General features: G+C 39.9%; 25 protein-coding genes. 2 read left to right on the top strand and 23 right to left on the bottom strand.

Annotation, left to right across the window (positions count from 1 at the left end; genetic code table 11):
- Positions 1-4 precede the first annotated feature (4 nt).
- The gene (gene uvrA, locus ACKPQ5_RS00805) at positions 5-2,893 is read right to left on the bottom strand and encodes an excinuclease ABC subunit UvrA (protein WP_407677185.1); all 2,889 of its coding nucleotides are present in this window, start codon (positions 2,891-2,893) and stop codon (positions 5-7) included.
- Between the two features lie 97 nt (positions 2,894-2,990).
- Here uvrA and ACKPQ5_RS00800 point away from each other — a divergent pair, with 97 nt between their 5' ends.
- Positions 2,991-3,254, top strand: coding sequence for a glutaredoxin family protein (locus ACKPQ5_RS00800; protein ID WP_407677184.1), 264 nt, complete (start codon positions 2,991-2,993; stop codon positions 3,252-3,254).
- A gap of 41 nt (positions 3,255-3,295) precedes the next feature.
- Here ACKPQ5_RS00800 and ACKPQ5_RS00795 read toward each other — a convergent pair whose 3' ends face one another.
- From ACKPQ5_RS00795 to ACKPQ5_RS00730, 14 genes are all read right to left on the bottom strand, one after another.
- The gene (locus tag ACKPQ5_RS00795; protein ID WP_407677183.1) at positions 3,296-4,003 is read right to left on the bottom strand and encodes a hypothetical protein; all 708 of its coding nucleotides are present in this window, start codon (positions 4,001-4,003) and stop codon (positions 3,296-3,298) included.
- Between the two features lie 21 nt (positions 4,004-4,024).
- A complete protein-coding gene (locus ACKPQ5_RS00790) occupies positions 4,025-4,915 on the bottom strand; it encodes a hypothetical protein (protein WP_407677182.1) in 891 nt (296 codons plus the stop codon).
- Between the two features lie 73 nt (positions 4,916-4,988).
- Positions 4,989-6,173 carry a pyridoxal phosphate-dependent aminotransferase gene (locus tag ACKPQ5_RS00785; protein WP_407677181.1) on the bottom strand — a complete coding sequence of 395 codons (1,185 nt, stop codon included), beginning with the start codon at positions 6,171-6,173 and terminating at the stop codon, positions 4,989-4,991.
- A gap of 70 nt (positions 6,174-6,243) precedes the next feature.
- Positions 6,244-7,167 carry a LolA-like protein gene (locus ACKPQ5_RS00780; protein WP_407677180.1) on the bottom strand — a complete coding sequence of 308 codons (924 nt, stop codon included), beginning with the start codon at positions 7,165-7,167 and terminating at the stop codon, positions 6,244-6,246.
- On the bottom strand, positions 7,133-7,561 hold the full coding sequence (gene secG / locus ACKPQ5_RS00775) for a preprotein translocase subunit SecG (RefSeq protein ID WP_407677179.1): 429 nt from the start codon (positions 7,559-7,561) through the stop codon (positions 7,133-7,135). The genes ACKPQ5_RS00780 and secG overlap by 35 nt, the downstream gene beginning before the upstream one ends.
- Positions 7,562-7,615: 54 nt before the next feature.
- The gene (locus tag ACKPQ5_RS00770; protein WP_407677178.1) at positions 7,616-8,587 is read right to left on the bottom strand and encodes a ParB/RepB/Spo0J family partition protein; all 972 of its coding nucleotides are present in this window, start codon (positions 8,585-8,587) and stop codon (positions 7,616-7,618) included.
- A 10-nt stretch (positions 8,588-8,597) separates the two neighbouring features.
- Positions 8,598-9,155: a LysM peptidoglycan-binding domain-containing protein gene (locus ACKPQ5_RS00765; RefSeq protein WP_407677177.1), complete on the bottom strand. Its 558-nt coding sequence runs from the start codon at positions 9,153-9,155 to the stop codon at positions 8,598-8,600.
- 137 nt (positions 9,156-9,292) lie between these two features.
- Positions 9,293-10,267, bottom strand: coding sequence for a methionyl-tRNA formyltransferase (gene fmt / locus ACKPQ5_RS00760; RefSeq protein ID WP_407677176.1), 975 nt, complete (start codon positions 10,265-10,267; stop codon positions 9,293-9,295).
- Between the two features lie 96 nt (positions 10,268-10,363).
- A complete protein-coding gene (gene der, locus ACKPQ5_RS00755) occupies positions 10,364-11,764 on the bottom strand; it encodes a ribosome biogenesis GTPase Der (RefSeq protein WP_407677175.1) in 1,401 nt (466 codons plus the stop codon).
- A 34-nt stretch (positions 11,765-11,798) separates the two neighbouring features.
- Entirely contained in the window at positions 11,799-12,992 is a 1,194-nt protein-coding gene (locus ACKPQ5_RS00750) for an aminotransferase class I/II-fold pyridoxal phosphate-dependent enzyme (protein WP_407677174.1), read from the bottom strand.
- A gap of 6 nt (positions 12,993-12,998) precedes the next feature.
- On the bottom strand, positions 12,999-13,481 hold the full coding sequence (locus ACKPQ5_RS00745; RefSeq protein WP_407677173.1) for an Lrp/AsnC family transcriptional regulator: 483 nt from the start codon (positions 13,479-13,481) through the stop codon (positions 12,999-13,001).
- An 86-nt stretch (positions 13,482-13,567) separates the two neighbouring features.
- On the bottom strand, positions 13,568-14,125 hold the full coding sequence (locus tag ACKPQ5_RS00740; RefSeq protein WP_407677172.1) for an NUDIX hydrolase: 558 nt from the start codon (positions 14,123-14,125) through the stop codon (positions 13,568-13,570).
- A complete protein-coding gene (locus tag ACKPQ5_RS00735; protein ID WP_407677171.1) occupies positions 14,125-14,670 on the bottom strand; it encodes a D-glycero-alpha-D-manno-heptose-1,7-bisphosphate 7-phosphatase in 546 nt (181 codons plus the stop codon). Before ACKPQ5_RS00735 ends, ACKPQ5_RS00740 begins: the two co-directional genes overlap by 1 nt.
- Before the next feature lie 7 nt (positions 14,671-14,677).
- Positions 14,678-15,628, bottom strand: a complete 951-nt coding sequence (locus ACKPQ5_RS00730) for a bifunctional heptose 7-phosphate kinase/heptose 1-phosphate adenyltransferase (RefSeq protein ID WP_407677170.1) — start codon at positions 15,626-15,628, stop codon at positions 14,678-14,680.
- An 11-nt stretch (positions 15,629-15,639) separates the two neighbouring features.
- Here ACKPQ5_RS00730 and ACKPQ5_RS00725 point away from each other — a divergent pair, with 11 nt between their 5' ends.
- Positions 15,640-16,167, top strand: coding sequence for a DUF192 domain-containing protein (locus ACKPQ5_RS00725; protein ID WP_407677169.1), 528 nt, complete (start codon positions 15,640-15,642; stop codon positions 16,165-16,167).
- 8 nt (positions 16,168-16,175) lie between these two features.
- Here ACKPQ5_RS00725 and galE read toward each other — a convergent pair whose 3' ends face one another.
- The 8 genes from galE to ACKPQ5_RS00685 all read right to left on the bottom strand — a co-directional run bounded on the left by galE (position 16,176) and on the right by ACKPQ5_RS00685 (position 25,338).
- On the bottom strand, positions 16,176-17,192 hold the full coding sequence (galE, locus tag ACKPQ5_RS00720; protein WP_407677168.1) for a UDP-glucose 4-epimerase GalE: 1,017 nt from the start codon (positions 17,190-17,192) through the stop codon (positions 16,176-16,178).
- Entirely contained in the window at positions 17,189-18,400 is a 1,212-nt protein-coding gene (locus ACKPQ5_RS00715; protein ID WP_407677167.1) for a sugar transferase, read from the bottom strand. The genes galE and ACKPQ5_RS00715 overlap by 4 nt, the downstream gene beginning before the upstream one ends.
- A gap of 124 nt (positions 18,401-18,524) precedes the next feature.
- Positions 18,525-19,859 (bottom strand): hypothetical protein, encoded by a 1,335-nt coding sequence (locus ACKPQ5_RS00710; protein ID WP_407677166.1) that lies wholly within the window; start codon positions 19,857-19,859, stop codon positions 18,525-18,527.
- Between the two features lie 13 nt (positions 19,860-19,872).
- The gene (gene wecB, locus ACKPQ5_RS00705) at positions 19,873-20,943 is read right to left on the bottom strand and encodes a non-hydrolyzing UDP-N-acetylglucosamine 2-epimerase (protein WP_407677165.1); all 1,071 of its coding nucleotides are present in this window, start codon (positions 20,941-20,943) and stop codon (positions 19,873-19,875) included.
- Between the two features lie 51 nt (positions 20,944-20,994).
- The gene (locus ACKPQ5_RS00700; protein WP_407677164.1) at positions 20,995-22,284 is read right to left on the bottom strand and encodes a glycosyltransferase; all 1,290 of its coding nucleotides are present in this window, start codon (positions 22,282-22,284) and stop codon (positions 20,995-20,997) included.
- Between the two features lie 89 nt (positions 22,285-22,373).
- Entirely contained in the window at positions 22,374-23,438 is a 1,065-nt protein-coding gene (locus tag ACKPQ5_RS00695; RefSeq protein ID WP_407677163.1) for an NAD-dependent epimerase/dehydratase family protein, read from the bottom strand.
- A 20-nt stretch (positions 23,439-23,458) separates the two neighbouring features.
- On the bottom strand, positions 23,459-24,400 hold the full coding sequence (locus ACKPQ5_RS00690) for an NAD-dependent epimerase/dehydratase family protein (RefSeq protein ID WP_407677162.1): 942 nt from the start codon (positions 24,398-24,400) through the stop codon (positions 23,459-23,461).
- Positions 24,397-25,338, bottom strand: a complete 942-nt coding sequence (locus tag ACKPQ5_RS00685; RefSeq protein ID WP_407677161.1) for an NAD-dependent epimerase/dehydratase family protein — start codon at positions 25,336-25,338, stop codon at positions 24,397-24,399. The genes ACKPQ5_RS00690 and ACKPQ5_RS00685 overlap by 4 nt, the downstream gene beginning before the upstream one ends.
- Between the last annotated feature and the right edge of the window lie 98 nt (positions 25,339-25,436).

Genomic DNA, 25,436 nt, shown 5'->3' with positions numbered 1-25,436 from the left:
AGCATTAGCCCTTTGGTTCAATCTTCGCAAGTTGCTTTCCTAAAAAGGTGCCTGTTAAAGTTGCCTTTTCTGCTAATTTGCCTGGCGTTCCGGAGAAAACAAGCTTTCCTCCTTTTTCTCCACCATAGGGACCAATCTCAATAACATGATCGGCAAGTCGAATTACATCCAGATTATGTTCTATCACGATCAATGTATTTCCTGCATCTCGTAGCTTAAATAATAAATCCATTAGACGTTGAACATCAAGCCAGTGTAATCCGGTGGTTGGTTCATCCAAAAGATAAAGTGCCTTGCCTGACTGTTTACGACTTAATTCAAGAGATAATTTTAATCGCTGTGCTTCCCCTCCCGATAATGTATTTGCTGCCTGCCCCAATTTCAAATATCCCAATCCTACTGCCTCCAAGGTATCAAGTTTTCCCAGAATAGATGGGTGTTTTATAAATAATTCTTTGGCTTCCGAAATGGTCATCTTTAAAATGTCGGCAATATTATGCCCACGGAAACGAACTTCCAGAGTTTCTCGATTATAGCGTTGCCCCTGACAACTTTCACATTCTACGAACACATCAGCCAGAAATTGCATATCCAATTTCACCATGCCATCTCCCTTGCATCTTTCGCAACGGCCTCCGGGTAAATTAAAACTAAATCGACCCGGACTGTATCCGCGTACCTTACTAAGAGAACATTGGGAAAACAGTTTTCTTAATAAATCAAATAACTTTACATAGGTTGCGGGATTCGAACGCGGACTTTTCCCAATAGGAGATTGATCGACCCGAACCGCTTGTTCGAAATGCTCTAGACCTTCGATACCAGAGTGTGCACCGGGTAATTGCTTGGCTCGGTGCAATTGATTTGCGGCCGATTTAGCCAAGACTTCATTCACCAAAGTACTTTTACCAGAGCCAGAAACGCCGCATACGACGGTAAGAAGACCTATTGGAAAAGAAACATCGATTTTCTTTAAATTATTTGCCCTTGCAGATCGAACTATCAACTGATCATTCCCTGGTAGTTTATCAGATGCTTCTTTTTCCACTTTTTCCGAACCGGAAAGAAACGGACCGGTTGAACTTTGTTTTGAAGCCAGGCAGGATTGTACATCGCCGGAAAACATAAGTTGCCCGCCCTCTGTACCAGGACCGGGTCCAACTTCTAATAAATGATCACAGGCAAGAAGGGTATCGGCATCATGCTCCACCACTACGACGGTATTTCCACGATTTCGTAATCCATATAACACTTTGATTAATCGATCATGATCAGATGGATGCAGCCCCACACTTGGTTCGTCTAGGGCATATATCACTCCCACTAAGCCCATTCCTAGTTGAATTGCTAAACGGGCACGTTGTGCTTCCCCTCCACTCAGGCTTGAATAAGAACGGTTCAGTGTAAGATAGCCAAGTCCCACTTCGTTAAGAAAGCCAAGTCTTTGTTCCAGACCCGAGATTGCATCAAGAATTTTTTCGTATTCCGGATCGTCTAAAACTTTTTTTCGTATAAATGACCAAGCTTTTTCGGAGGAAAGGGAAAGGAAATAGTCAAATGATTTACCAGCCAGTAAGACCGATCGGGAAAAGGAGGATAATCGCTTGCCCTTACAGGAGGAACAGTTTGTACCGACTTGATAAGTTAACAAGCGAGCACGGAGAGAATCACTCGTGGTATTTTTCATGGTCTGACCAAGATCAAATAAAATACCAGGAAAAGGTTGTTTTTTAGCTTTTCCCCGACCGATTTGTAATTTTAATTCGAAAATTTGCTTCTCATCGCCGTGTAAAAGAAACTTTTTTGTTGGTGCGGATAAGTCGTTCCAAGATTGCTTCAGGTCCAAAGGATATTGTTCGGCTAACTGCTTTAGGATATTTTTACGCAAAGTAACCATCTTGCGAGATCCTAACCGCCACACCTTAATGGCCCCTTTTGCGAGTGAGAGGGTTGGATCTGGAATGATTAAATCCTCGCGGAAAGAAAGTACCTGGCCAAGGCCTGCACAAGTTTCACATGCCCCGTCGGGGTGATTCCATGAGAAGTGCTTGGGCGAAAGATTGGGGTAAGTGGAACCACACTTTTCACAAGCATAGCTTTGCGAGAAAAAAACTTCATCAAACTTTTTTTGATCATTTTCAACTAAAGCAAAGGCACATTCTCCTCCTTCTTTAAATGCAAGTTCAAGGGAATCTGCTATTCTACTCCTACTTTTCGAATCCACTTTTATCCGATCGATTACTAAGTCCACCTTGAGTTCCCGGCCCTTCGTTTTTTCTGGAATCAAATCCCGATCGTCCAACCGTTTAATTTCTCCCTCAATTCGAACCCTTTGAAAGCCCCTTCGTTCAAAATTTGGAAGTTCTTCTCTTAGTACCGCTGCTTTAGTTTCGAAGATTGGGGCCAGGATCAAAACTCTCCGTCCTTGACTATTGGTTAGGAGTTGCTCCACGCAGTCATCTAAACTTCTCTTCGATACTGGGGATCCATCTACTGGGCAATGAGGGGAGCCCACAGTAGCCCATAATAATTTGGAATAGTCTGCAATTTCTGTTGCAGTGGCCAAAGTACTACGAGGTCCGGAGGATCCGGCAACGGCCTGTTCAATCGCGAGAACTGGAGATAATCCTTCCACAAAATCAACCTCTGGACGACGAACTTTTTCCAATGCCTGACGGGCTTTGGTCGATAAACTTTCCACATATTTCCTATGGCCTTCAGCAGCTAAGACATCGAAGACTAGAGAAGACTTACCCGAACCGCTGACTCCAGTAACTCCGATTAATTGGCCGCGAGGAAAAAGAGCTGTAATATTTTGTAAGTTATTTTCACGAGCACCTTTTACATGAATATAACCACTATTTTGATTCAAATCATTTTGTTCTCTTACCATTTGCATGTAGGATGTTCAGAGTTGAATAAAATGCAAAGCAAACAACATAGTTCGAAATCACTTTCAAAATGACAAACATTAGATTAAAGATAAAATAATGAGTTTACCTATTCTGTATACTAAAAACGGATGTCCTTGGTGTATTGATGCCTTGGAATATTTTAATCAAGCCAATTTGAAGCTCAATGTAATTGATGTTCTAAAAGACCCCTCAAAAATGCATGAACTTCAAGCATGCAGTGGACAAATGAAGACTCCCACCTTAAAGAATGGAGACTTTATAGTCGCAGATTTTGATGTCGATGAGTTTAAGCAGGCAATGCTTAACAACCCATTAGAAGCAAAAAAGTTAGGCTTTTAAATAACTTGAATGCCCTCGTTCAGGGCAATCAAAAATAAAGATTACTGATCCAATGCTTGGATTCTGCGATTCAGTTCTTGGATTTTGAATTCAAGTTGCTGCATTGAAGAACCCAAATTCGTTGGGGTGTTTTCGCTGTCGGTAGGAGCATCTAAATCTAATATTTGCACTCCCGCTGAAGTATCATACACTTTTGCTGAATCAGTTACATAAGGAGTTATGTTCCCCGAGGTTGTTATCTTAGTTGCCTCACGACCATTGCGTTCGACAGTGTAAGTTTGAGGAGACTTTTCCAATATAAGGGTTTCGGTATCATCAGTGTTGTATTTTTTTACCTGACGATAATTCTTATTTGTTGCTCTTCGACCTACTACCTGTGTCTTCGCTGTTTTAAAAATAAGAAAGTTGTGCTCTACTGTATGGAAGTGAGGATCCACTATAAAGTGATCTGGTTGACCGTCCAGAGCTTTATAGACTGCTGACTGCATAGACTGCTTTACCACAGCACCCCCTAAGTCATGCTCCTGCTTGTGGGCTCGAAAAGATGCACGCCCTGGGTCCCCCCATCGTATGAAACCTAGCAATTCTGCTCTTGTTCCTTCGCCCCTGACTGGTTCACCAATTTCCACATCGTTGGTAATTTCAGGGTAAGGCCGAAGTGGACCGGTTTTGTTAGCGGTTCGGGTACAACTAGATCCCAAAATAATGAATGATAAAATCGACAACGAGCTTAATAACTTAATCTTCATGAGTATAAATTTTGGGTATTATTAGAAGTTTCCTTTGGTGGAAAGGTAGAATTCCATACCTTCCTCAATAACATCGTGTCCACCAACACCAGCAATACCTAAGCTGAAATTCCAAGGAGCATTTGGCATCAGAATAAACTCCGTTCCGTAATCAACCCACATGCTATCTGTCAATACATCGCCGTTGGAGTAATTAAAACGAATAAATGGCAGCATGGTAAAGTTGTTGTGCAAATGATAGTGGAGTGCGATACCTCCCTTAAATAGCCATAGTGCTTCATCATTAATATCGTTACTGGGAAAATATCGGCCAATAGATAGTCGGCCTGACCAATTCATACCATATGCCTCGCTTGATTCGACCATAGTTTCAAAAGAAACACTGGTCATCGACTCATCAAACATCGGAAAATCACTAGACGAGTTTAGGTGTGCAATATTGACCCCCCAAGCAACATATTGATTAATTCTATAATTCGGAAAAAATTCAATACCAGCGATCATTCCCGAATCATCAATATCTCCCACATTAAAATCTGTAACGGACAAAGGAATACGGACATCTAAATTGGGGTTATCTCCGAGACCAAACCCAAGAGTTAAGCCGTATATCGTATGTTCGATGGGTGCCTTTGGTGTAGCTGTAGCGACTGTGCTGTAAAAACCTTCATTAAACTCCTGATTGGCATAGTGGAAATCGACATATAGTGACTGTAAAAAACCATCTGACTTGGGAATATCGGATGGTCGACGCAATTCTCTCATCTCGTCTGCCAGGCTGGTGAAACCAAGGTAATATCCGCTTGTTACGCCCTTTCTGAAATTCGCTTTATAATCACTGGGTTCTACACCAAATGAGTGGAGAGTGGTGAGAAGAAAACATAAGACAATAGAGAGGGATAATTTTTTCATATTCTAGTTATTACTAAAATTAGGGAGATTTATCATTCGTCAACAAATAAAATTTATTGATTAAAAATAATTACTATAAATTACCGCAAAAACTTTGGATTCGTTTCAATCCCTTTTCAATTATTTCGTCGGATGTTGCATAACTTAACCTAATGTATCCCTCTGCTCCAAAGGCATGTCCAGAGACGACTGCTACTTTTTCCTCTTCTAATAATCGGGCAGAGAACTCCTCCGAACTTAATCCATAGGAAGAAATGTTAGGAAAAAGATAAAACGCACCCTCTGATCGTTGACAAGTAATACCGTGAGTACCCTGTAAACCTTCTAACAATTTCAACCTGCGACGATCAAAATGAACAAGCATTTCATCTACCGCCTGCATCGACTTATCCCAATTTTCCATAGCAGTCAAGGCACCGAACTGCGCAAATGTAGTTGCATTTGAAGTAGTTTGACTTTGTAAATCAGCCACCGCTTTACTAATTTCAGGATTAGCAACCAAGGTGCCCAAGCGCCAGCCAGTCATAGAAAATGTCTTACTGAACCCAGAAACTGTGATAACACGGGCAGCTGCCTCCTCACTAAAAGAAGCAGGGCTAAAGTGTTCTACTTCATCGTAAAGCAGGTATTCATAAATTTCATCCGACATGATCAAAAGATCGTGCTTACAAGCTAATTCAACAATCGCTTCCATTTCCTTCCGGTTATACAAACAACCGGTCGGGTTAGAGGGACTATTCAGAATAATCATTCGAGATGCGGGCGAAAGCACTTCCTCAATTTGTTCAGGGGAAACTTTAAAACCTTGTTCATCTCCTGCAAAAACTACTCGGGGAGTGGCTCCCGCTAATTTAACCATTTCTGGATAGCTGACCCAGTAGGGTGCTGGAATAATAACCTCATCTCCTGCCCCACATGTGGCAAGTATGGCAAGATAACAGGAATACTTACCCCCTGGACTAACAATGACTTGATTGGGAGATTTTTCGCTAAGAATACCTTTTTCAAAATATCGCTGGGCCAATGAATTTCGTAATGCAGGGATACCTGCCGCCGGTGCATATTTGGTTTTACCCTCAGCAAGCGCCTGTGCACAGGCATCTTTAATAAAGGAAGGAGTATCGAAGTCAGGCTCCCCTGCCCCGAATCCACAAACATCCTCTCCCGCCGCTTTAAGTGCTTTTGCCTTTGCATCCACTGCCAAAGTAGGAGAAGGAGAAACATTTTTTGCCCAAGTTGATAAGTATCCGTTTTTCATAAGTTATTTGCCGAGTAGTATTTGATAATTTAAAACGAGCAAGCTCATTAATTTAAATTCTTTAATTTGCCTAATTTGTAGAAACAAATGCTTCATTTGGAACCACGGGTTGGCTTTTCAATCCAGCTGCTGTCAAGAGCGTAGGGTCGAGGTCTAAATTCAAGGCAGCTGCAGTCACTTCAAATCGTGTATTGGAGCGGGTCTGCCTATCCTTATAATCAAGGGATTTGACGATCCAATGATCTGAGACTTTCTTGAGACTATTCAAAATAAAGGTACGTTCTGCTACATTAGATTGGCCAAATGTTTCAATTCGCAATGGGGCTTCATAGTTATCATCCAATGCCATTACTACCGTAGTTAAATCTGGTCTGGTACTTTCGACCCATTGCGGAGATGTAAACGAATAGAGATGGGAGGGCCTTCCTGCCACTTTTCCAGATTTAACATATTTGGCATTCCAAAATACAAAGGGCATTAACAAGTCAAACGGAGATTGATTCATACCGAAAATGAGTGGATTAAAAAGTTCTTCTTTTTCTAACAATCTAGTTTTTCGGGAGTGAGAGGAATAGACCCATACCCGTGGAGTCAGCCCATTTTGCAAAAGGAAATTCCTGGAATGTGGTTCCGTTTCTGTTGAATCTAGATCGATTCGCGATAATCCATGCCCTAATGCAAAGCCATACAGAGTACCAGTACGGGAAAATTCATCTCCTCTTCTAGGCATGTGCCTAAGGCGGAAACGAAAGGCATAAGCTTGATGAAAATTTGTATTATTTAAATCCCGGCCAATAAAGGAACGATAACTGCCCAGGCGAATCGCCGCTTCATTTTCAGTCAGTATTTTGGCAAAACCACGTGCCGGGAAAGATTTTTTTCCACTCAATGAACTGAGTGAAATAAAACTTGCTAGGATGCAGAAAAAAAAGAAACGCGCAAAAAAGGGAAAAAACTCCCTACTGGCTGGTATTTGCTTCTGACACTGAATCACTGACAACGGATGTCTCCTTAACAGCGGGAACCACTGGCTCATCAACAACAACCGATGGTTCGGGAGGTTTTGCCTCTGCCGGAGTATTCTCAGAAACTGGAGGGATGAGATTCGGCTGTAGAACAGGGGTGCCTGTGCCTAACCTTTTGAGTTCATCAGATTCACCAGCCTCGCTCTGATAAAATGCGTAAAGTGCAAACGATAAGACAAAAAAGCCTAGGATTCCCCAAACTGTCATTTTAGTTAATTGTGCGGCTGAACCGGCACCTAAAACTTGGTCTGCCGCACCTCCACCAAGGGCAGAACCCATTCCTCCGGAGGTACGCTGTATCATGATGAGAAGCACCACGACGAGACACACTAAAATTAGAAAGGTAGTAAGAAAAACAATCATTTTTAAAACGAAAAAGAAATATATGACCTTTTAATAACAAAAAGGCAACCTTGTTTACTTAATCGAAACGCCAAGTGATTTCAGTAAATCAATCAAGTCTGTTTCATCCTCAAAAGAAAGGCTTAGTTTTCCTTTCCCTGATGGATCACAGCTGATCGCGACTTTTCTTTTTAATGAGTCTTGGGAAATTTTCGCAAAATTAGAAAATAGTTTTGTAGACTGAATACTTGATTGCCTAGAGATTGGTTGAGGATTTCGAATCTCTGCTACTGCCTTTTCGCATTGGCGAACTGTCCAGCCTTCTGAAGCAACCCGTTTTCCGAGTTGGTTTCTTATTTTTTCATCCTCCACTCCGAGGAGGACTTTTGCATGTCCCATGCTTAATTTTTGGGAGGAAAGTAAGGTCTTTAATTCCTCATCTAACTGTAATAATCGTAGAAAGTTTGTGATATGTGCCCTACTTTTCCCAACCCGTTCCGCAACTTGAGCTTGTGTAAGGTTAAATTCATTTACAAGTGAGTCATACCCCATTGCCTCCTCAACAGGATTAAGTCCTTCTCGTTGGAGGTTTTCAATCAAAGATAAAGAAGCGGAGGAAATATCGGTTGCCTTGAGAACCCGTACAAGGATTGTACTTCTCCCCAAGGATTGATGCGCACGCCACCTTCTTTCCCCGGCTACCAATTCATAGGAATCACCGACTTTTCTTGCCGTTATGGGCTGTAAAAGTCCTTCCGACTCAATGCTGGAAGCCAATTCGCGAATAGCATCGGGATCAATTACTTTCCTAGGCTGATAGGGATTGGGAACAATCGAATCGATCGGTATGGAAAACAAGTTTTCTTCGTCTGAATCATTAGTTGAATCGCTATCTACGATGTCAGAGGAATTTCTGATAGACTCTTTTTGTGTGGAAATGGGTGAAAGTGTTGGGTTAGAAGAAGAAACATCCTCCACTTTTGCTGCAGTTCCTCCTGCAATCAAACTACCTAACCCTCGACCTAACCTTGATGATGCTTTTGCCATAAATTTGACATTATTGGGGTATAAATAGTTCTTTTCCAATAAATACTTTTTTGGGATCTACAATCTGATTTGCATTAATAATCCATTTGGTTTTTGACTTGTATTTTTGGGCGATACTGGAAATTGTTTCTCCCTTTTCCACACTGTGTACAAACCCTGTTTGGGGGTAATCCTGATTAAATGTAGGAACTGGTGCTGGTTTAGCAGGAGAAGATTGAACCTGGTCAAAACCTTTATTCATTTGGGTAATGAGTTCAGTCATTTTCAAATCAATGCTTTTTTGCAAGGTAAGCTGGGATTTTTCGCTTTGCAGTAATTTGAATTCCAGTTGTTTCATACGCTCGCTCATCCTTTGAAGAACCTCGCTCGAAACCCCTGCATTGGAAGATTGTTTTCGAGTGGAATGCTCTAACTGTACTTTCAACTGAGCATTTTCTCTCCTTAGCAATTCCACTTCTGTACGAAGTCCCGCTAGTTCTCTCGTTACTAACTCCATGTCCTGCTTTAAATTCGCTACCCGAACCGTAATATCAGCGAATGAAATACTGGGTGCAAAAAGGAGAACCAAATATAAAATGATTACATGGAAACCCAATCGGGAATATTGAACGAAGAAATTATGAATTTTACCTACCACCAATATCAAAACTAAATATTTCCTAAATTGAAGCAAGAAATCTTTTAGAAAATCAGAAATCCAATTAACTATTTGGTCAAATCCTTCATCTCAAGGGATTCAAGAATTTCTCCAAATGGAAAGTTGAAACCGCGAAGAAATTCAGAGACTTTTAACATTTTACCGCCCGGTTTTTGAATTTCCAAAATCCGAAGAACACCGTGCTTTGTACCAATTATAAAATTGCCCTCTTCATCTCTTTTTGTTTCTCCCTCCCGCAGAAAATCAGGATCACTTTTCGGTTCCGCTGATCCAATTCTAAATTTCTGCCCATCATGGAAAAAACTACATCCTGGCCATGCTTGAAATGCACGAATTCGATTTGATAATACTTGGGCCGTAGAGGAAAAATTTAGGTTTCCATCTTCTTTATTGAGTTTCCGGCAATAACTTGATTCCTCTTCCACTTGGGTAAACTCTTCCGCTTTTCCCTGAACAAGGCTGGCAATATTTCTTTTAATGAGCGGGACACACGATTGGGAAAGTTTGAGGCGCAAACTAGGTCCTGTATCTGTGCTCGAGATAGAAATTGATTCAGAATCAACAATCGGACCGGCATCCATACGAGGAATAATGCGCATCAGGGTAACGCCACTTCTATTCTCACCCATGGCAATGGCAGTCTCTATCGGGGAAGCACCACGATATTCGGGTAAAAGTGAGGCGTGTAGATTATAGCACCCTGCCGGGGCGACGTCCAAAAATTGATTTTTTAAAATGTGCCCGTATGCCATCACTAAAATGGAATCAATTCTTTCTTCTTGGAGCCAATTGCATTCCACACCTGTGGGTTTGTCCGGACTTCGACAGGGAACGGAACGAGCTTTCGCCCAACTCTTAATTGGATTCTCTGACATTTTCCTCCCCCTACCCGACCTGCGGTCAGGCTGAGTAAGCACAGCACTTAAGCGAACGAAATCACATTCGTTATGCAAATATTCTAAAAATGGTAAAGCAATCTCATCTGATCCAAAGAATGCAACCCTGTAAATTTGATTAGACATTTAAGAATATAGGAAATGGTAAAACAATCTATCGGACAACGAAAATGGCACAAAAAAAGCCGTCGAGACGGCTTTTTTGGAGAATATATTTAAAGATTAGACTTTCTCTTCCTGATACCTTTGTTCTTTACCGGCTAAAGAAAACTTAAGGGGACATCCAGACAGTCCAAATTTCTGCTGAATACCTTTTTCCAAATACCGACGATATTGATCGTTTAATCGTTCCTCACGATTGCAAAAAAGTTTGACTCGAAATGGACGATTCTCGACTTGAACCGCATAAAAGACTTTAAAGCGTTTTCCCTTAATTTTAGCAGGAGGTCGATGCTCCCACATTTCACCAATTACTTTATTCAATGCAGAAGTTGAAAGCGTTTTATCCATCCGTGCATCTAGGTCGCGGGCGACTTGTAAAAAGTCTTTAATCGAGTATCCGGTGAGTGCGGAAACAAAAGAAATTGGAGAATCGGGAAGAAAGAATAGTTCCTTACGAATTGATTTTAAATAACTCTTTCTAAAATCCTTTTCATCCTCATAACCAGGAAGTGGGTCCTTTCGAAACCCGTCTAATGCCAAGTCCCATTTGTTTACTAGGATTGAAAGTGCTTTTCCCTCTTTTAAAACATGGTCTGCCATGATTTTATCCTGCTTGGTCACGCCTTCTCTCGCATCCAGGACAAGGAAAACTACATCTACAGATTCAATCGCCTTTTTAGTCCGTACCGAAGAAAAGAAATCAAGTGAACTATCAATTCTTTTGTGCCGTTTTAAACCGGCAGTGTCGTATAATCTAAACTTCCAATCCTCTTCTGAATTTTCGCTTTTGAAGTCCAAGTCTAACTCAACAGTTTCTCGAGTAGTTCCCGGTACATCACTCACAATTAAGCGATCCATTTCAAGCAATCGATTGCACAGCGATGATTTCCCTACATTGGGTCGGCCGATAAAAGCAATACGAGTCCTATCATTATCCCCCTCAATCGGTAGAATATTGCTAATTGGAATCTTCGATTGAATCGTGGTAATCAACTCTTCAAATCCACCACCATGTTCCGCAGACACTCCCACCACCGTTTTAAAACCAAGACGATCAAATTCGGAAATCGAATAATTTTTTTCAGGTTCGTCTAATTTATTAACCACTAAAATCGGCTCTTTACCCATTTTCCTGAATTTTCGGGCTAAAGTCTCATCGAGGGGAATTAAACCTTCCCTGCCATCCACTACAAATAATAATAAATCTGATGCATGAATTGCGAAATCAGCTTGGTATTCAGTCGCATCCTGAATTTCCACAGAAGTCATTTCTGGTTGCATTCCAATCCCACCGGTGTCCATTAATGTGTAGCCTTCCGGGCTATCCGCTACCACAACATCCCGAGTTACTCCCGGGCGATCGTGTACGATGGAGATGCGTCGACCTGCCAGTCGATTAAATAAACGGCTTTTACCCACATTAGGGCGACCAACAATTGCAACACTTTGTGTAAGGCTCATAATGAGAGCATTTTAAAAAATAAATGGAAGAGGATTAAATCGCTGCAGAGTGGGCGTTTTCAGAATCAAGGCAATCAACAAATGATTCCATCCGATTTGTCGCCTCCACTAATTTCTCGTAAGAAGTGGAAAAACTTGCCCTTACATGATTGACCCCATGATCCCCAAAGGCAGTACCGGGAACCACTGCCACTTCTTGTTCTCGAAGTAAACGATGGCAAAACTCAGTTTCATTTAGGCCAGTGATCGATATATCGGGAAAGGCATAAAATGAACCCCTTGGCAGATGACAACTTAATCCGATTTCATTAAATCGACGAATTACAAAATCTCGTCTTTTATGATATTGGTCACGCATTCTCATCACATCTTCCGAACCATTCACCAGGGCTTCAATCGCTGCTTCCTGACTTAAAATTGGAGCACACATCATACAATACTGATGGATTTTCATCATCGCATCAATGAGCCAATCTGGACCGCAACCAAAACCAACCCGAAATCCAGTCATAGCAAAACCCTTCGAGAACCCATGCAACAAGAGGGTTCGTTCTTTCATTCCGGGGAGTGATGCAATGCTTACATGTTCGCCCTCGTAAGTTAATTCCGCATAGATTTCATCGCTGATCACGATTAAGTCTTTGTCTTTGGCAAATTTTGCTAAGCGTTCCAACTTTTCCCGATCCGCAGTACCACCAGTTGGGTTGGTAGGAAAATTAAGCATCAAAATTTTACATCCTGGTTGCCACGCTTTTTCGAAGGCTTCAGGATCGAGAGAGAACTCTTGCCCGGGAGTTGTTGCAACGGGGATCGCCTCGCCAAATGCAAGGGTAACACTTGGTGCATAGGAGACATAACATGGCTCGTGGTACAAAACTTTGTCGCCTGGATTGAGAATCGAACGCAGGGCAATATCGATAGCCTCGGAAACACCAACGGTTACTAAAATTTCCGAAACCGGATCATATTCAGGACCGAAAAAGGAGGCACAATACTTAGAAATTTCTTTCCGGAGCGAAAGGAGACCACGATTATCAGTGTATGATGTTTTTCCCTGCTCAAGAGCAAATATGGATGCCTCTCTAATTTTCCAGGGAGTTACAAAATCGGGTTCTCCAATTCCCAAAGAAATCGCTTGGGGCATTTCTGATACAATCGCAAAGAAATCTCGTATTCCAGAACGAGGTAAGCTTTTAATATGATCAGCAATGAAATTTTCCGGATTCATTCTGTTCTAGGGACTGACTGAAGGTTTTTCTTGATTCTCGGACTCTTCCTCGAAAATGTGACCATGATCCTTGTACGGGCGGAGGAGAAAGTGAGTGGCAGTTGAAAGCACTCCATCAATAGTGGCCAAGCGCTCCGAAATAAAAGAGGCAACGAATCTCAGGTTCTTTCCGGTAACAAATACGAGTAAATCATACCCACCTGACATTAAATAACAGGATTCAACTTCTTCAAACTTTGAAATTCTCATTGCCATTCGATCAAACCCGCCCTCCCGCTCTGGGCTTATTTTAACTTCGATTACAGCACGAACCTGTTCTAAATCGTGATGAGTTGGGTTCAACAAGGGCATCCAACCAAGCAAGGTTTTATTTTTGCGAAGTTCTTCCAATTCACTCTCCACATCCTCTTCAGTGCAACCCAAGATTTGTGCCAAACGCTCGGGTCGAGGATCAGCAGTTTCTTGTAAAACGGATAATAAATCGCTCATTATTTTATAATATCACTTGAAGTTGATTTCGTAAAGAAGCAAAGCCCAACGACATATGAATAGGATCATTGAAATCCAAGTAGGCTTTAAACAATGCCAATTTCCATCATAAGATGAAAAACTGCATTTACTCCAATCGAATGTGAGATCTCACCGGATTTCACTAAATCTTTCAATTGATCAATCGAAACTTTTACGGTTTCCAATTCTTCATGGGGGTCAAAGGAAACTTTTGCTGTTTTTTCAACATCTGTTAAAAATAAGAAATGGCAACGGTTTGACATAATCGCAGCATTGGGAAAGACATCACCAATTAGTTTTGGATTTCTACCTGTATATCCAGTCTCCTCAAGAAGTTCTCGTTGGCCAGCAACAACAGGGTCTTCCCCTTTTTCAATGACTCCACCTGGAGGTTCAAGGGAATACTCTTCTGTTCCATATCGAAATTGACGGACTAAAATAATTTCTTGCTTTGGAGTCATTGCTAAAACATTTACCCAGTCATTCGTTTCAATCACATAAAAGTCTCCTTGCTTTTGGTCAGAATCCCGAAGCATTTTTCTTTTATGTACTTCGAAAATCCTGCAATCCGCATGGATATCATCTTGAATTACCTTCCACTTGCTGGGAAATTTGTCGCTCATTAAATCTTCGTGATGTGAGAATTACAGAAAGAAAGTATGTCCTCACAAATCGGTACTTTTTGAATAGATGCAATTTTTTCCGTTTCGGAATTAATCTCTTTGCCTGTTCTCACAAGTGCCGCATTCATTTTTGATTTTAATCCCGTTTCAACATCAATCCATTTATCTCCCACCATCCAACAAATTGAAGGATCTAAATTGAATTTTTCCACCATTTCTAACTCATATTTTGGGGAAGGTTTACGGTATTCAACTTTTGGGTCATCGGGAGATTCAGGTGCAATACATATACCATCCCAAAAATGAGCACTTAGACCATACAAATCGAGCATTCTACTATTACAGGCATGAACATCATTCCAATCGTAATACCCTCGGGCAATTCCCGACTGATTGGTATGCATGAACATAAGGCAACCAGTTTTTTTGATTTTAATAAGGGCCTCGGAGACTCCATCAATAATTTTGATATCAGCTGGATTTTTTAAGTAATGGACATCTTTTATAAGTGTACCGTCACGGTCAAAAAAAACTCCTCGCGACATAAAAACGCTACAATAAAGAAAGGATTTCTTCTGTGGTTACCGAGGCCGTGCCCACTTTTCCCACAACAATGCCGGCAGCAAAATTTGCTAATTGGGCAGATTGCTCAAAACTACCGTTCGCCACCAATGCCATAGAAAGTACTGCAATCACGGTATCACCTGCACCCGATACATCAAAAACCTCCCTGGCAGCAGTGGGAATAGTCTTTTTAATTTCTTTATCTTCAGCCAACAACATTCCATCTGCCCCTAAAGTAATCGCCAACTTTTTAGGCGAGAATTTCCTGAAGATTTCCTGAACAACCTCTTCTTGGGGAAATTCCTCGTTCATCAACCTGGATTTACCAGCTAATTCAAGGGCTTCCATCTGATTTGGGGTTAATAGATCAGGGTTTTCATATTGAAGTAATCGACTGGGTTTAGGATCAACAGAAACGAAATTCGCATGTTTGCGGATCACTCGGAAGAGTTCATTACTCACAAAACCCTTCCCGTAATCTGAAACAATAACCACATCTGATAAATTTATTTTTGAAATCAAACTTTCTTGCAAAAGCGATAAATTTGGTGCGTAGGCATTTGAATCGCTCTCGCGATCGACTCTGCAAATTTGCTGATTAGATGAGGTGACTCTTGTTTTACTAATGGTAGGAGCACCGGAAAAAAGAAACGATTGATCAACAGAAATGCCTTGATCCTGGAGTAGTGCCCGAAGCTGTTCTCCCTGACTGTCATCACCGAACCATCCGCACACCTCAACATTTGCTCCAAGAGATGCCGCGTTTAAAGCCACATTTGCGGCCCCTCCAGCAACTATTTTTTCGTCCTCTACAGTGAGGACTGGAACGGGTGCCTCAGGAGAAATTCGATGAACTCCACCGATAACATAGCGATCGAGCATGACATCGCCTACAACAAGAACACGAAGTCGCTTGATTTGATTAAGAAGATCTTTCATCTATTAAAATTATGAACAAATTTAAAAAAGTACTCAATTTCCATTTTTTTGCTGGCACACTACTCCTAGTACTATCTTGCACAGAAGCAGAACCTAAAAAAGGTGAAAATAATATGACTCATAAAAAAGAGTTTTTTACCTTTCATATTGGCAAAACTCCAATTCTAGCTGAACTAGCCATTTTACCCAAAGAGAGGGAAAAGGGGTTAATGTTTCGAGACAAATTAAAACCGGGTACGGGCATGTTGTTTATTTTTAAATCTGCTACTCCCCAAAAGTTTTGGATGAAAAATACGAGAATCCCTCTGGATATTGGGTATTTTTCTTCCAATGGAGCACTGAAAGAAATTCATGCAGCCAAACCTTTTGACTTAAGCGGTGTACCTTCAAGGTCGAAAAAAATCCAATTTGTATTGGAATTAAACTTGAATGACTTCCGCGGACAAGATTTAAAAATTGGAGATCGGATAAGTTTGGAAGATATTAGAATTGCGATACGAAAACGGGGACTCGACCCAAAAGATTATCTCACTGATTAGAAAAGCAATTACTCATAACCGTTCGGATTTTTCTGTTGCCAATTCCATGCATCGGCCAGCATTTCTTCCAGCGAGTATTGTGCTTTCCAACCAAGAACTTTTTCCGCCATTGATGGATCAGCCCAAGCTTCTGTAACATCTCCTGTTCTGCGTGCATTGAATTCATGGGGGATAGTAATCCCCGAAATTTTTTCAAAGGCGCAAATCACATCTAACACAGAAGACCCCATCCCCGTCCCTAAATTACAGGTCAAAATCCCTTTACGATTAAGTAGTGCTTCAAGGGCTTTCAGATGAGCATCGGCTAAATCACTCACATGCAAATAATCCCGAATCGCAGTTCCATCTTGTGTGGGATAATCTGTGCCAAAAACCCGAAGTTTTGCCAACTTACCAGTCGCAACCTGGCAAACAAAAGGAACAAGATTATCAGGTATACCATTCGGGTCCTCCCCGATCTCACCACTTTTATCGGCTCCCACCGGATTAAAATATCGAAGAAGTGCTGCACTCAGATTCTCATTTGCAAAAGACGCATCCTTAATGATTTCCTCCATCATGGACTTAGTTCTTCCATAAGGACTGGAGACAGTGCCAATGGGGTGCTGTTCATCAATAGGCACCTGCTTTGGCTCTCCATAAACAGTGCACGACGAACTAAAAACCAGATTATTCACGCCAGCACGATCCATTTCTTGAAGCAAGGCTACCGAACCGGCCACATTATTTTCATAATACCTCAAAGGTTGCTCAGTTGACTCACCCACCGCCTTGAGTGCAGCAAAATGAATCACGGCAGATAGATCAGAATGGGAGGCAAAAGCTGATCTGATTACAGATGAGTTCAAAATGTCACCTTCAACTAAAATGGGCTCCTTCCCTGCCAATTTTGCAACCCGCTCTAAGGATTGTGGACTCGAATTTGAAAAGTTATCAATCACAACCACCTCATGACTAGCTTTTAGTAAAGCCAAGCAAGTATGACTGCCAATATAACCTGCACCTCCGGTAACTAATATTTTCATCTACTTCCTTTTGCTAAAGACCGCAGAGTCGAAAGAATAATTTGAATATCCATTAGAATGGATGCGTGTTTAATATAATATAGATCATAAGCGAGCTTTTCTTCGGAGGATTCCATGTCCGATGCATAACGAAATTTAATCTGTGCCCATCCTGTCAAGCCAGGCTTTACCAAATGCCGACAATTCCAATGCGGAACTTTCTTGATAAGCCTATCTTGAAATTCAGGTCTTTCAGGTCGAGGTCCTACAATAGACATCTCTCCTTTAATGACATTCCAAAACTGTGGAATCTCGTCAATTCTCCATTTTCTAAAAAAAGAACCGGCCACAGTTACTCGGTTGTCATTCTCCTCGGCCCATTTTGCATTTTTTTCTTCGGCATTTACCCTCATTGTTCGAATTTTGAAAAGAATATAAGGTTGCCCTAAAAAGCCCGTGCGGTTTTGGCTAAAAAAAACTGGGAATCCCGATTCTAATGCAGTAATAAGTAATGCAGAGATAATTAGCGGGAAAGTAAAAATCAAACCAAAGAACCCGATCATTATATCCAGTATGCGCTTGAATTTGTGAGATAAAGGATCTCGGAATCGTAAATCCAATCTGGCTAACCAAGATTGATCAACATGCGCGACTGGAATTTTTTCTAAATAATTTTCGTAAAACTCAACGATACCCATCACGCGGGTTCCAAGTTGAAGGAATGGAATAATCTCAAGTTTGTCTTTTCCTAACCCATTCTCCATTACCACTAAATCAATTTCATTTTTACTACAAAGTTTGATTACTTCTTCTTCTGAACTACTATTTTCGCCTTGTAATGAATAAATTTCAAACGGCAGGTTTTTAAAATCTTTTTTCAGTTTTTCTTCATTTTTCAAAGATGTATTGAGAAGAATTTTTAATGGATTCTTTTGAGCAAGAAGATTGAAGAACCAAAATAAGAGAAAATTTCCAAAGCCCGCAAAAAAACCAATTTTCAAAATGGCATATCGGCCAATAAATTTATATTCAAAAATCCAAACAACTAATAAAAGTACCAGACTGGCAAGAATAGAAGATAATAAAAAAAGCAAAAAATGACGAAAAGAGAGACTCTTAAAATTTTGGTCCAGTACTCCGGTCATTTCCCCAAAAACTAAAAAAGAAAAACCGAAGCAAATCGTGTAGAGAAAATGCTTTTCTTTACTGACGAGAACCAGAGTTTCCATGATCGGCGAAAAATACCGAGGAATTAAATAGGCCACCAAAACTGAGATAGATAAGCTCGTAAAGACCTTAGCACTTTTACTTAGATTCCAATTATTTGATCTCGCCATATTCAAAAAAGATTTCTCAACTTCTAATCAAGCGGGGCTTCAAGTGCGTGCAATATCTGAGAAAGATTTCGTAGAGTCGTTTAAATTTTCGCAATCCGCGATACCTTGGATTGTGGATCACTTTTAAAAAATGCTGAATACCAAAAGTGATTTCTGCACTGAAATTAGACAAAATTTTAGAAGTTTTATATTTTTTCTCAACTTCGTTGATCGAATGTTCTATTTGCTTCGGACTCGAAGCAGTTTCATATGCATTTAATCCCCACCTCTCTTCTAATGCCTCATTCACCACAAGTCCAAGACTATTCTGATTATGAAGTTTCGAAGCGATTAAATCCCGATAAGCATTTTCGGCTAACTCAGAAAGAAAATCACCATCTTTCAATACTTTGACCATCTCTTCAAAATTTGAAAAATCTTTTTTCAATTCAAAATAATGAACACCTGGCTTAATTAATTCATTATACCAACCGGGAAAAAGTATTTGAGGAGTCTTTAATGCTGCCGCTTCAAAGATCCTTGGTGAGATACTAGAATATAATAATTTTCCATCATGAGGCTTTAACACTTCTTCAAATAATTCTTCAAAACTAGCATGTGGGTTTCGCCCAAGTGCTTCATCCAGTTCTCGGGCCACACCTCCATCTCGGTCCCATACGCTTGCACCACTTTCAGTTCCCAAGGTTGCCCGGCAATGAGATAAGGAATTAATCCAATCATTCCCATAAAGTCTATCTTCTTCACGAACACTAATATCAACATTCAGATTATATTTTACAGATTTCTCTTTAACCCTTCTAGCAATCAAAGATTTTTCATAACCTAATTTCCCCGCATTTAAAGGACAAACGCGGCTTCTATAAAATATGTCCGTATTTCTATCCTGCATAGGAACAAATTCGTAATTTTTCTCTGGATCTGGAGCGTACCCAGCCATAACAGTGACCCTTTTCATCTGTGCCAACCCTGGATGGTCATATGATACATAATGTAATTCAGGACGTACGACTGTGAACAGAATATCCATTCCCAAATCAAACATTGCCGAGCTTGTTAAATCTACATTTTCATACTCATCCTGTAAGAAAAGAAATTTAACGCCGGTATAATTACGAACCTTCTCAAATAATTCCTTTGAACAATAATACGATTCATGAGGGTGAATAGAATAATGAAAACCAACAGCATCAAAATGATTTAGATCCAATTTACTTACCATTCGATTCCGAAGTGAATTTAAAACAAACCAATTATGTTTTGATTGTGCCTGAACCGCAGAAATATGCTCTGCCACACAATCAGCATTATGATTTGTGTTTGCAAAAAAAAGAATATTACGAGCTCTACTCACTAGGATTTAAAACTTAATGATTAATGAGAATATCAACCATATTTTTAGCCGACTGCCCATCCCCATAAAGATTTGTATTATAATCGGGCAAATCTTGACTTAATGCTCCCCGGACACATTTGGGAATACTTCCAGGGTCGGTGGGATCAGCCAGTTGATTCCATCCTTGTTCCACCAATTCAACCCATTCAGTTTCTGTTCGAGCCGTGACACAGGGAGTTTTATTAAAATAAGCTTCTTTTTGTACTCCCCCGGAGTCAGTCACAATAAGAGATGCCCTTCTTTCCAAATACAACATTTCTAAATAACCAACTGGATTACTTATATGAATTTGATAATCTAAATTCATTTCACTTAATGCTTTTCGAGTTCTTGGATGAATTGGCCAGACTACAGGAACATCTTGATGAACTTCCTGTAGACCCGTAATAATTGCCCGAAGGCGAGAGGCACAGTCTGTATTCTCTGCCCGGTGAATAGTTGCCAGTACAAAAGGCCCATCAATTCCAATCTGATCAAGAATCGAATCTTTTGGTTCTCCTCCCCCAAAATGTAACACCGCGTCATACATTACATCTCCAACCTGGTGAATCGAATCTTTATCAAAACCTTCCTGAATTAAATGATTGGTTGCCTCCTGGGTAGGGGTGAAGCGAATAGCTGATAATTGATCAGCAACTAAGCGGTTAATCTCTTCTGGCATATTTCGATTAAAAGAGCGTAGACCAGCTTCCACATGAGCAAGTGGGATATGTAATTTTGAAGCTGCTAATGCTGCCGAAAGAGTTGAGTTTGTATCGCCATATATAACTACCCAATCAGGTTTTTCTTCAAGCAGAACTTTTTCAATCTCCTCAAGCATTTTGCCAGTCTGAGCACCGTGTAATCCTGATCCCACTCCGAGGTGATATTTTGGTTCAGGAATATCCATTTCGGCAAAAAAAACATCAGACATTGCCGAGTCATAATGTTGACCGGTATGAACCAGCACTTCTTCACAATTATCTTTTTCGGCCCAAGCTTTTGATAGCATTGCTGCCTTTATAAACTGAGGTCTTGCACCAACAACTGACAAAATTTTCATTTTCTAAACAAGTTTAACTAGGTTACGACTGATTGAATTCTCAACCTTGATTTAATAAAATAAATGATGGTAAACTTTTTTTCTTAATACAGTCACTTCCAATAGAAGTTTTAAAGATTGAGGAAGGTTTCTCCAAATAATTCTCTTACAAGAAAATAAAAGATTCTTTAAACGACTTCTTCTCGGTTTAACATTCTTTTTAAATAGAAAACTAGACTCTGAGAGCTCGGTTACTTTACCAAGATTTTGATAATTATTCTTTTTAATGAGTTCCAGAATTTCATCATCAAACTTCTTAATGAAAGTTTTGTAGGAAAAGTCACCCGTCTGAATTAAATCAGAGTATGTATTTTGAGCAGTTTCAGCAAGTAATTGATCATCCTTTATCTTTCTAATGATTTCATCGATATTCGAAAAATCTTTTTCTAATACCAGATAATGCCTATCAGGCTTCAATATTCCCGAATATTCACCACGGTATAGAATCATAACGGTTCCAAGTGCTGCAGCTTCAAAACATCGAGGAGAGATCACTTGCAAATCTATTTCACCATCAGCAACTAAAAGACTAGCGGGGACATCATTAAAATCTGAAAAAGGATGAAATGCCTGCCAACAATTTAAATCATATTCAATTTTCCCAGAAAAATCTATAATACTTGCACCACTTTCAGTACCTAGAGTTGCTTTACAATTTGAAATAAAATTTATCCATCGATTTCCATAAATTCTGTCTTTTTCTTCAGAGGAAATGTCACAGGTCAATTCACTCTTTTTTGCATGTTCAAGAAATCGCTTTCCAATTTCATATTTCTCATAACTTTTTTTCCCATACCAGAATGGAAGTCTCCGTGCTCGATAGCCAACATGAATATTTCTCTCAGAAATACTTTTTCTTTTAACTTTTAGAAGCTTTTCAGGCACATAACCCGTAAGCGTTGTAATTAATTGAATATTAGGAACAAGTTTATGATAAATTTTTTCAGCTACAGCACTTGGAGCACATGTGAATATAGCTTGAATTTTTGCAAATTTAACTTTTTCACAGATATAATCGACTCTTCTGTATTCATCTTGAATAAATAATATCTTAAGTCCTTTAAATTTTCTTAGTTTAGAAAGAGATTCAGGAGGGATAAATGAGTCATATAGAAATGAAAGCGAATAGTGTATTATAATCGAATCGAAAGTATTAAGTAATTCTTCATTTGGTAAACCTGCTAAGCTAGACCAAACTGTAATACGATTTTTGGAAAAATTTGAAAACGAATCTATGTGATCTGTGATCGTATCGGCGTCAGTGGAATCTTTTGGACGATTACAGTATAATAAGATTTTCACGCAAAGGCATCAATATCGCTGATAACTAAGAACTGAGCAAATAACTTTTCGGTAATTAACGTATGCAAAGCATCAATTTAAAAATGAGGTCACGAAGAGAATTGATTAATCATAAATTCATGTTTTTCTATGGACTGATTAATTAATTCTCTATTCTTTTTCGTCCAATCAACAGTTTTGGCAAGTCCATTCTTTATGGAAACAGTTGCTGAGAAATTTAATTTTTCTTTGGATTTTAAAGTTGCTCCAAAACGCTTCCCAGATCGATCCCAGTCTCTGGCCGGTTTTAAATCAACTGAAGTTTTATTCCCAGTTAACTCGTTGATATATGTTGCAAGATCTTTAATCGTCGTTTCCACTCCGGATGCAAGATTGTAAGCTTCGCCTGGCTGTCCTTCTTGAGCACAGCCAACAAGACCCTTTGCCATGTCTTCAACAAAAATAAAATCTCTGCTCGCATTGCCTCCGTTGTCCAATGGTAAAGCTTCTTCATTTAAAGACTTCCAGATAAAGGTTGGAATAACATTTCGCCACACGGTGTGAGGTGTTCCCCGCCAACTTCCGGCTCCTAGAATTTCTCTTGGCCCGTAAACATTTTGAAAACGGGCCTTAACAAATGGCAATCCATGACGATTCCAAAAGTAATTACCATACATTTCACCCACGAGTTTTGAAATTGAATAAGGACTGTCATGAAAAAGGGAAACCGGAGCATCCTCAGATGTTGCTGTTGGATCTTCAAATGTTTTCTCTGCCACTGCACAACCTGCTGCGGCATATACAATTTTCTTTAAATTCTTACTTTCTTTTAAGTGATCAAAAAGCTTTAAGGATGTAATGGTATTATTATCGTGGTCAGCAATGGGGTCTGCAATTGAGGATTGGTTCCCATGGTAGCATGCAAGATGAAAAACCAATTCTAAATCATCGGGTAATTTTGCCAATACTCTATCATCTGCAACAGAGCCAAAAATAAAGTTAACTTTAGAATCCTCAGGTACATTTGATATCTCTGAAGAGAGCAAGTTGTCAATAATCCAAATTTCTTTGGGATCATGTTTATCAAGAATGTGACGGCACAAATTACACCCTACAAAACCTGCACCTCCAACTATTAAAATCTTGGCGTTTTTAAGAGTAGTTGTATCTGACATAATCTAATATCTTTCTATTATTAAGATGAAACAGTTGGGTCTGCAAGATGGCTGAAGATATCATTAATTCCATATTTATCATACCATTGAAGTTGATTATTAATCGTCTCTTCAAAATTAACATTCGCTTTCCAATTAAACGCTTTTTCGGTTTCTACAGGATCCAAAACAACTTCGGCGACATCATCATCTCCTGCAGGCACAACAGGAACTTCAGGAACTTCAATATTAAGGTATGAACTGACAACGGAAAATACATCATGGATCGTATTTCCCACGCCAGTAGAAACATTAAAGACTCCACTCGGTGCTTTTTCTTGAATTGCTAAATCCATAAGGTTCAAGAAATCGCTCATATCCAAAAAATCACGGACTGTTTCGCTACAAAAACAATTTTGTCCCGCTTTTAAGCGTTTGTAGAAGGTGGGTATTGGTCCAATTGCCAAACGAGGGCCACATATATTTGCTAACCTAAATGAGATGGTTGGTAAATCTGCCTGAATCAAATATGATTCTCCCGCAGTCTTTGAAACCCCGTAACTAGTAAATGGATTTGTTGTGTGATCAACCGGTATGGGAACTGTGTTAGGTCTTCCATAACATAGAGCGGTTTGAAAATTGATCAAACGCTTTACTCCGTATTTCTCCGCGGCTTTGACGATATTAATAGTGCCCAAGATGTTTGTTTTAGCATCTTCGCTCCAATCACTAGGGTCTTTGTATGATGCAGCACTATGAATGACATAATCAGGTCGAAAATCTGCAAAAGTTTTTTCAACTAAAGCAGAATCATCAATAGAACCTTCAATCACGCTTAAACGGTCCTGTTCGGGTACTACTTCTTTTTTACCTGTTGCAAAATTATCAATTACTTTGATGTCACATCCTTTGGGAAAATAATGCTCGATTAAGTTTGACCCTAAGCAACCTGCACCGCCAGTAATTAAAATTCTATAATTCATTTCTTTTCATCCTTAAGCCTCAAATGGGTGTATTCACCCAAGGTTCCGTGTTCCTCAAAATATTCGATTGCTTGTGCTACAGTTTCCTCAATTGGTGTAAATTCAAATTCACCGAAATCCTCAAAAGTTCTTGAAGGATCCAACAATATAGAAACCACATCATCGGCACCAAGCTCTTTAATTTCAGGTTGAGGGAATTCTGAAAAGGACATGGCCTTTACCACTGCATTATAAAGTTCCTCAATTGCAACATCAGAACCAGAAGAAAAATGATATGCTCCGTGCCCAACACCGTCACAAGCTTTTAAAACGACCCGAGCAAGATCTTTTACAAAAACAAAATCTCGTCTAGATTTTGTAACGAAACACTGTTTTCCATCTTTGAGCCTTTGATAAAAAATTGGTAATGGGCCGGCTACGTTTCTTGGACCAACAACATTTGCCAGACGAAATGTCACAAAATCTAGACCTGAGATCTCAAGGAAATCTTCATTAGCTGTTTTCGTTATGGCATAGCTTGTTGAAGCAGGAAACTTAGGATGACTTAGCGTAATCGGTTGCTCCAATGGTTTTAAGCCATAACACAGTGATGTTTGGAAATACACGAATCGCTTCACATCGTGCTCTTTTGCAGCCTGAATTACATTCGAACCTCCGACGCAATTAGTAAGCGAATCGTTATACCAGTCATTGGGATCTTTGTAGGATGCTGCAGTATGAACAACCGAATCAGGTTTAAAATCAACAAAACATTTTTTGACCAAATCGTTATCTGCAATACTTCCAATTACAACGTTAAGGTTTTGGTGTTCCGCTAGGTGTTCTCTGCGACCCGTTGCCAAATTATCGATGACTAATACTTTATCTCCCCGTTCCAGCATCATTTCAGCAATATGTGAACCAATTTGACCAAGTCCTCCTGTTATCAGTGTTTTCATTAAGTTAATCTTTCTTGTGTTAGTTGTTTTTTGTATTCACTAGCTTTATCATGGAATTCCTGCATCCAAACCTCTAATGATAGTAGCCCCCAAATTTT

Origin of the sequence: Candidatus Seribacter sulfatis (genome assembly GCF_964187635.1) — a bacterium.
Lineage (GTDB): Bacteria > Verrucomicrobiota > Verrucomicrobiia > Opitutales > Seribacteraceae > Seribacter > Seribacter sulfatis.
The sequence above is the reverse complement of the archived record's forward strand: the minus strand, read 5'-3'. Positions and strand labels throughout refer to the sequence as shown.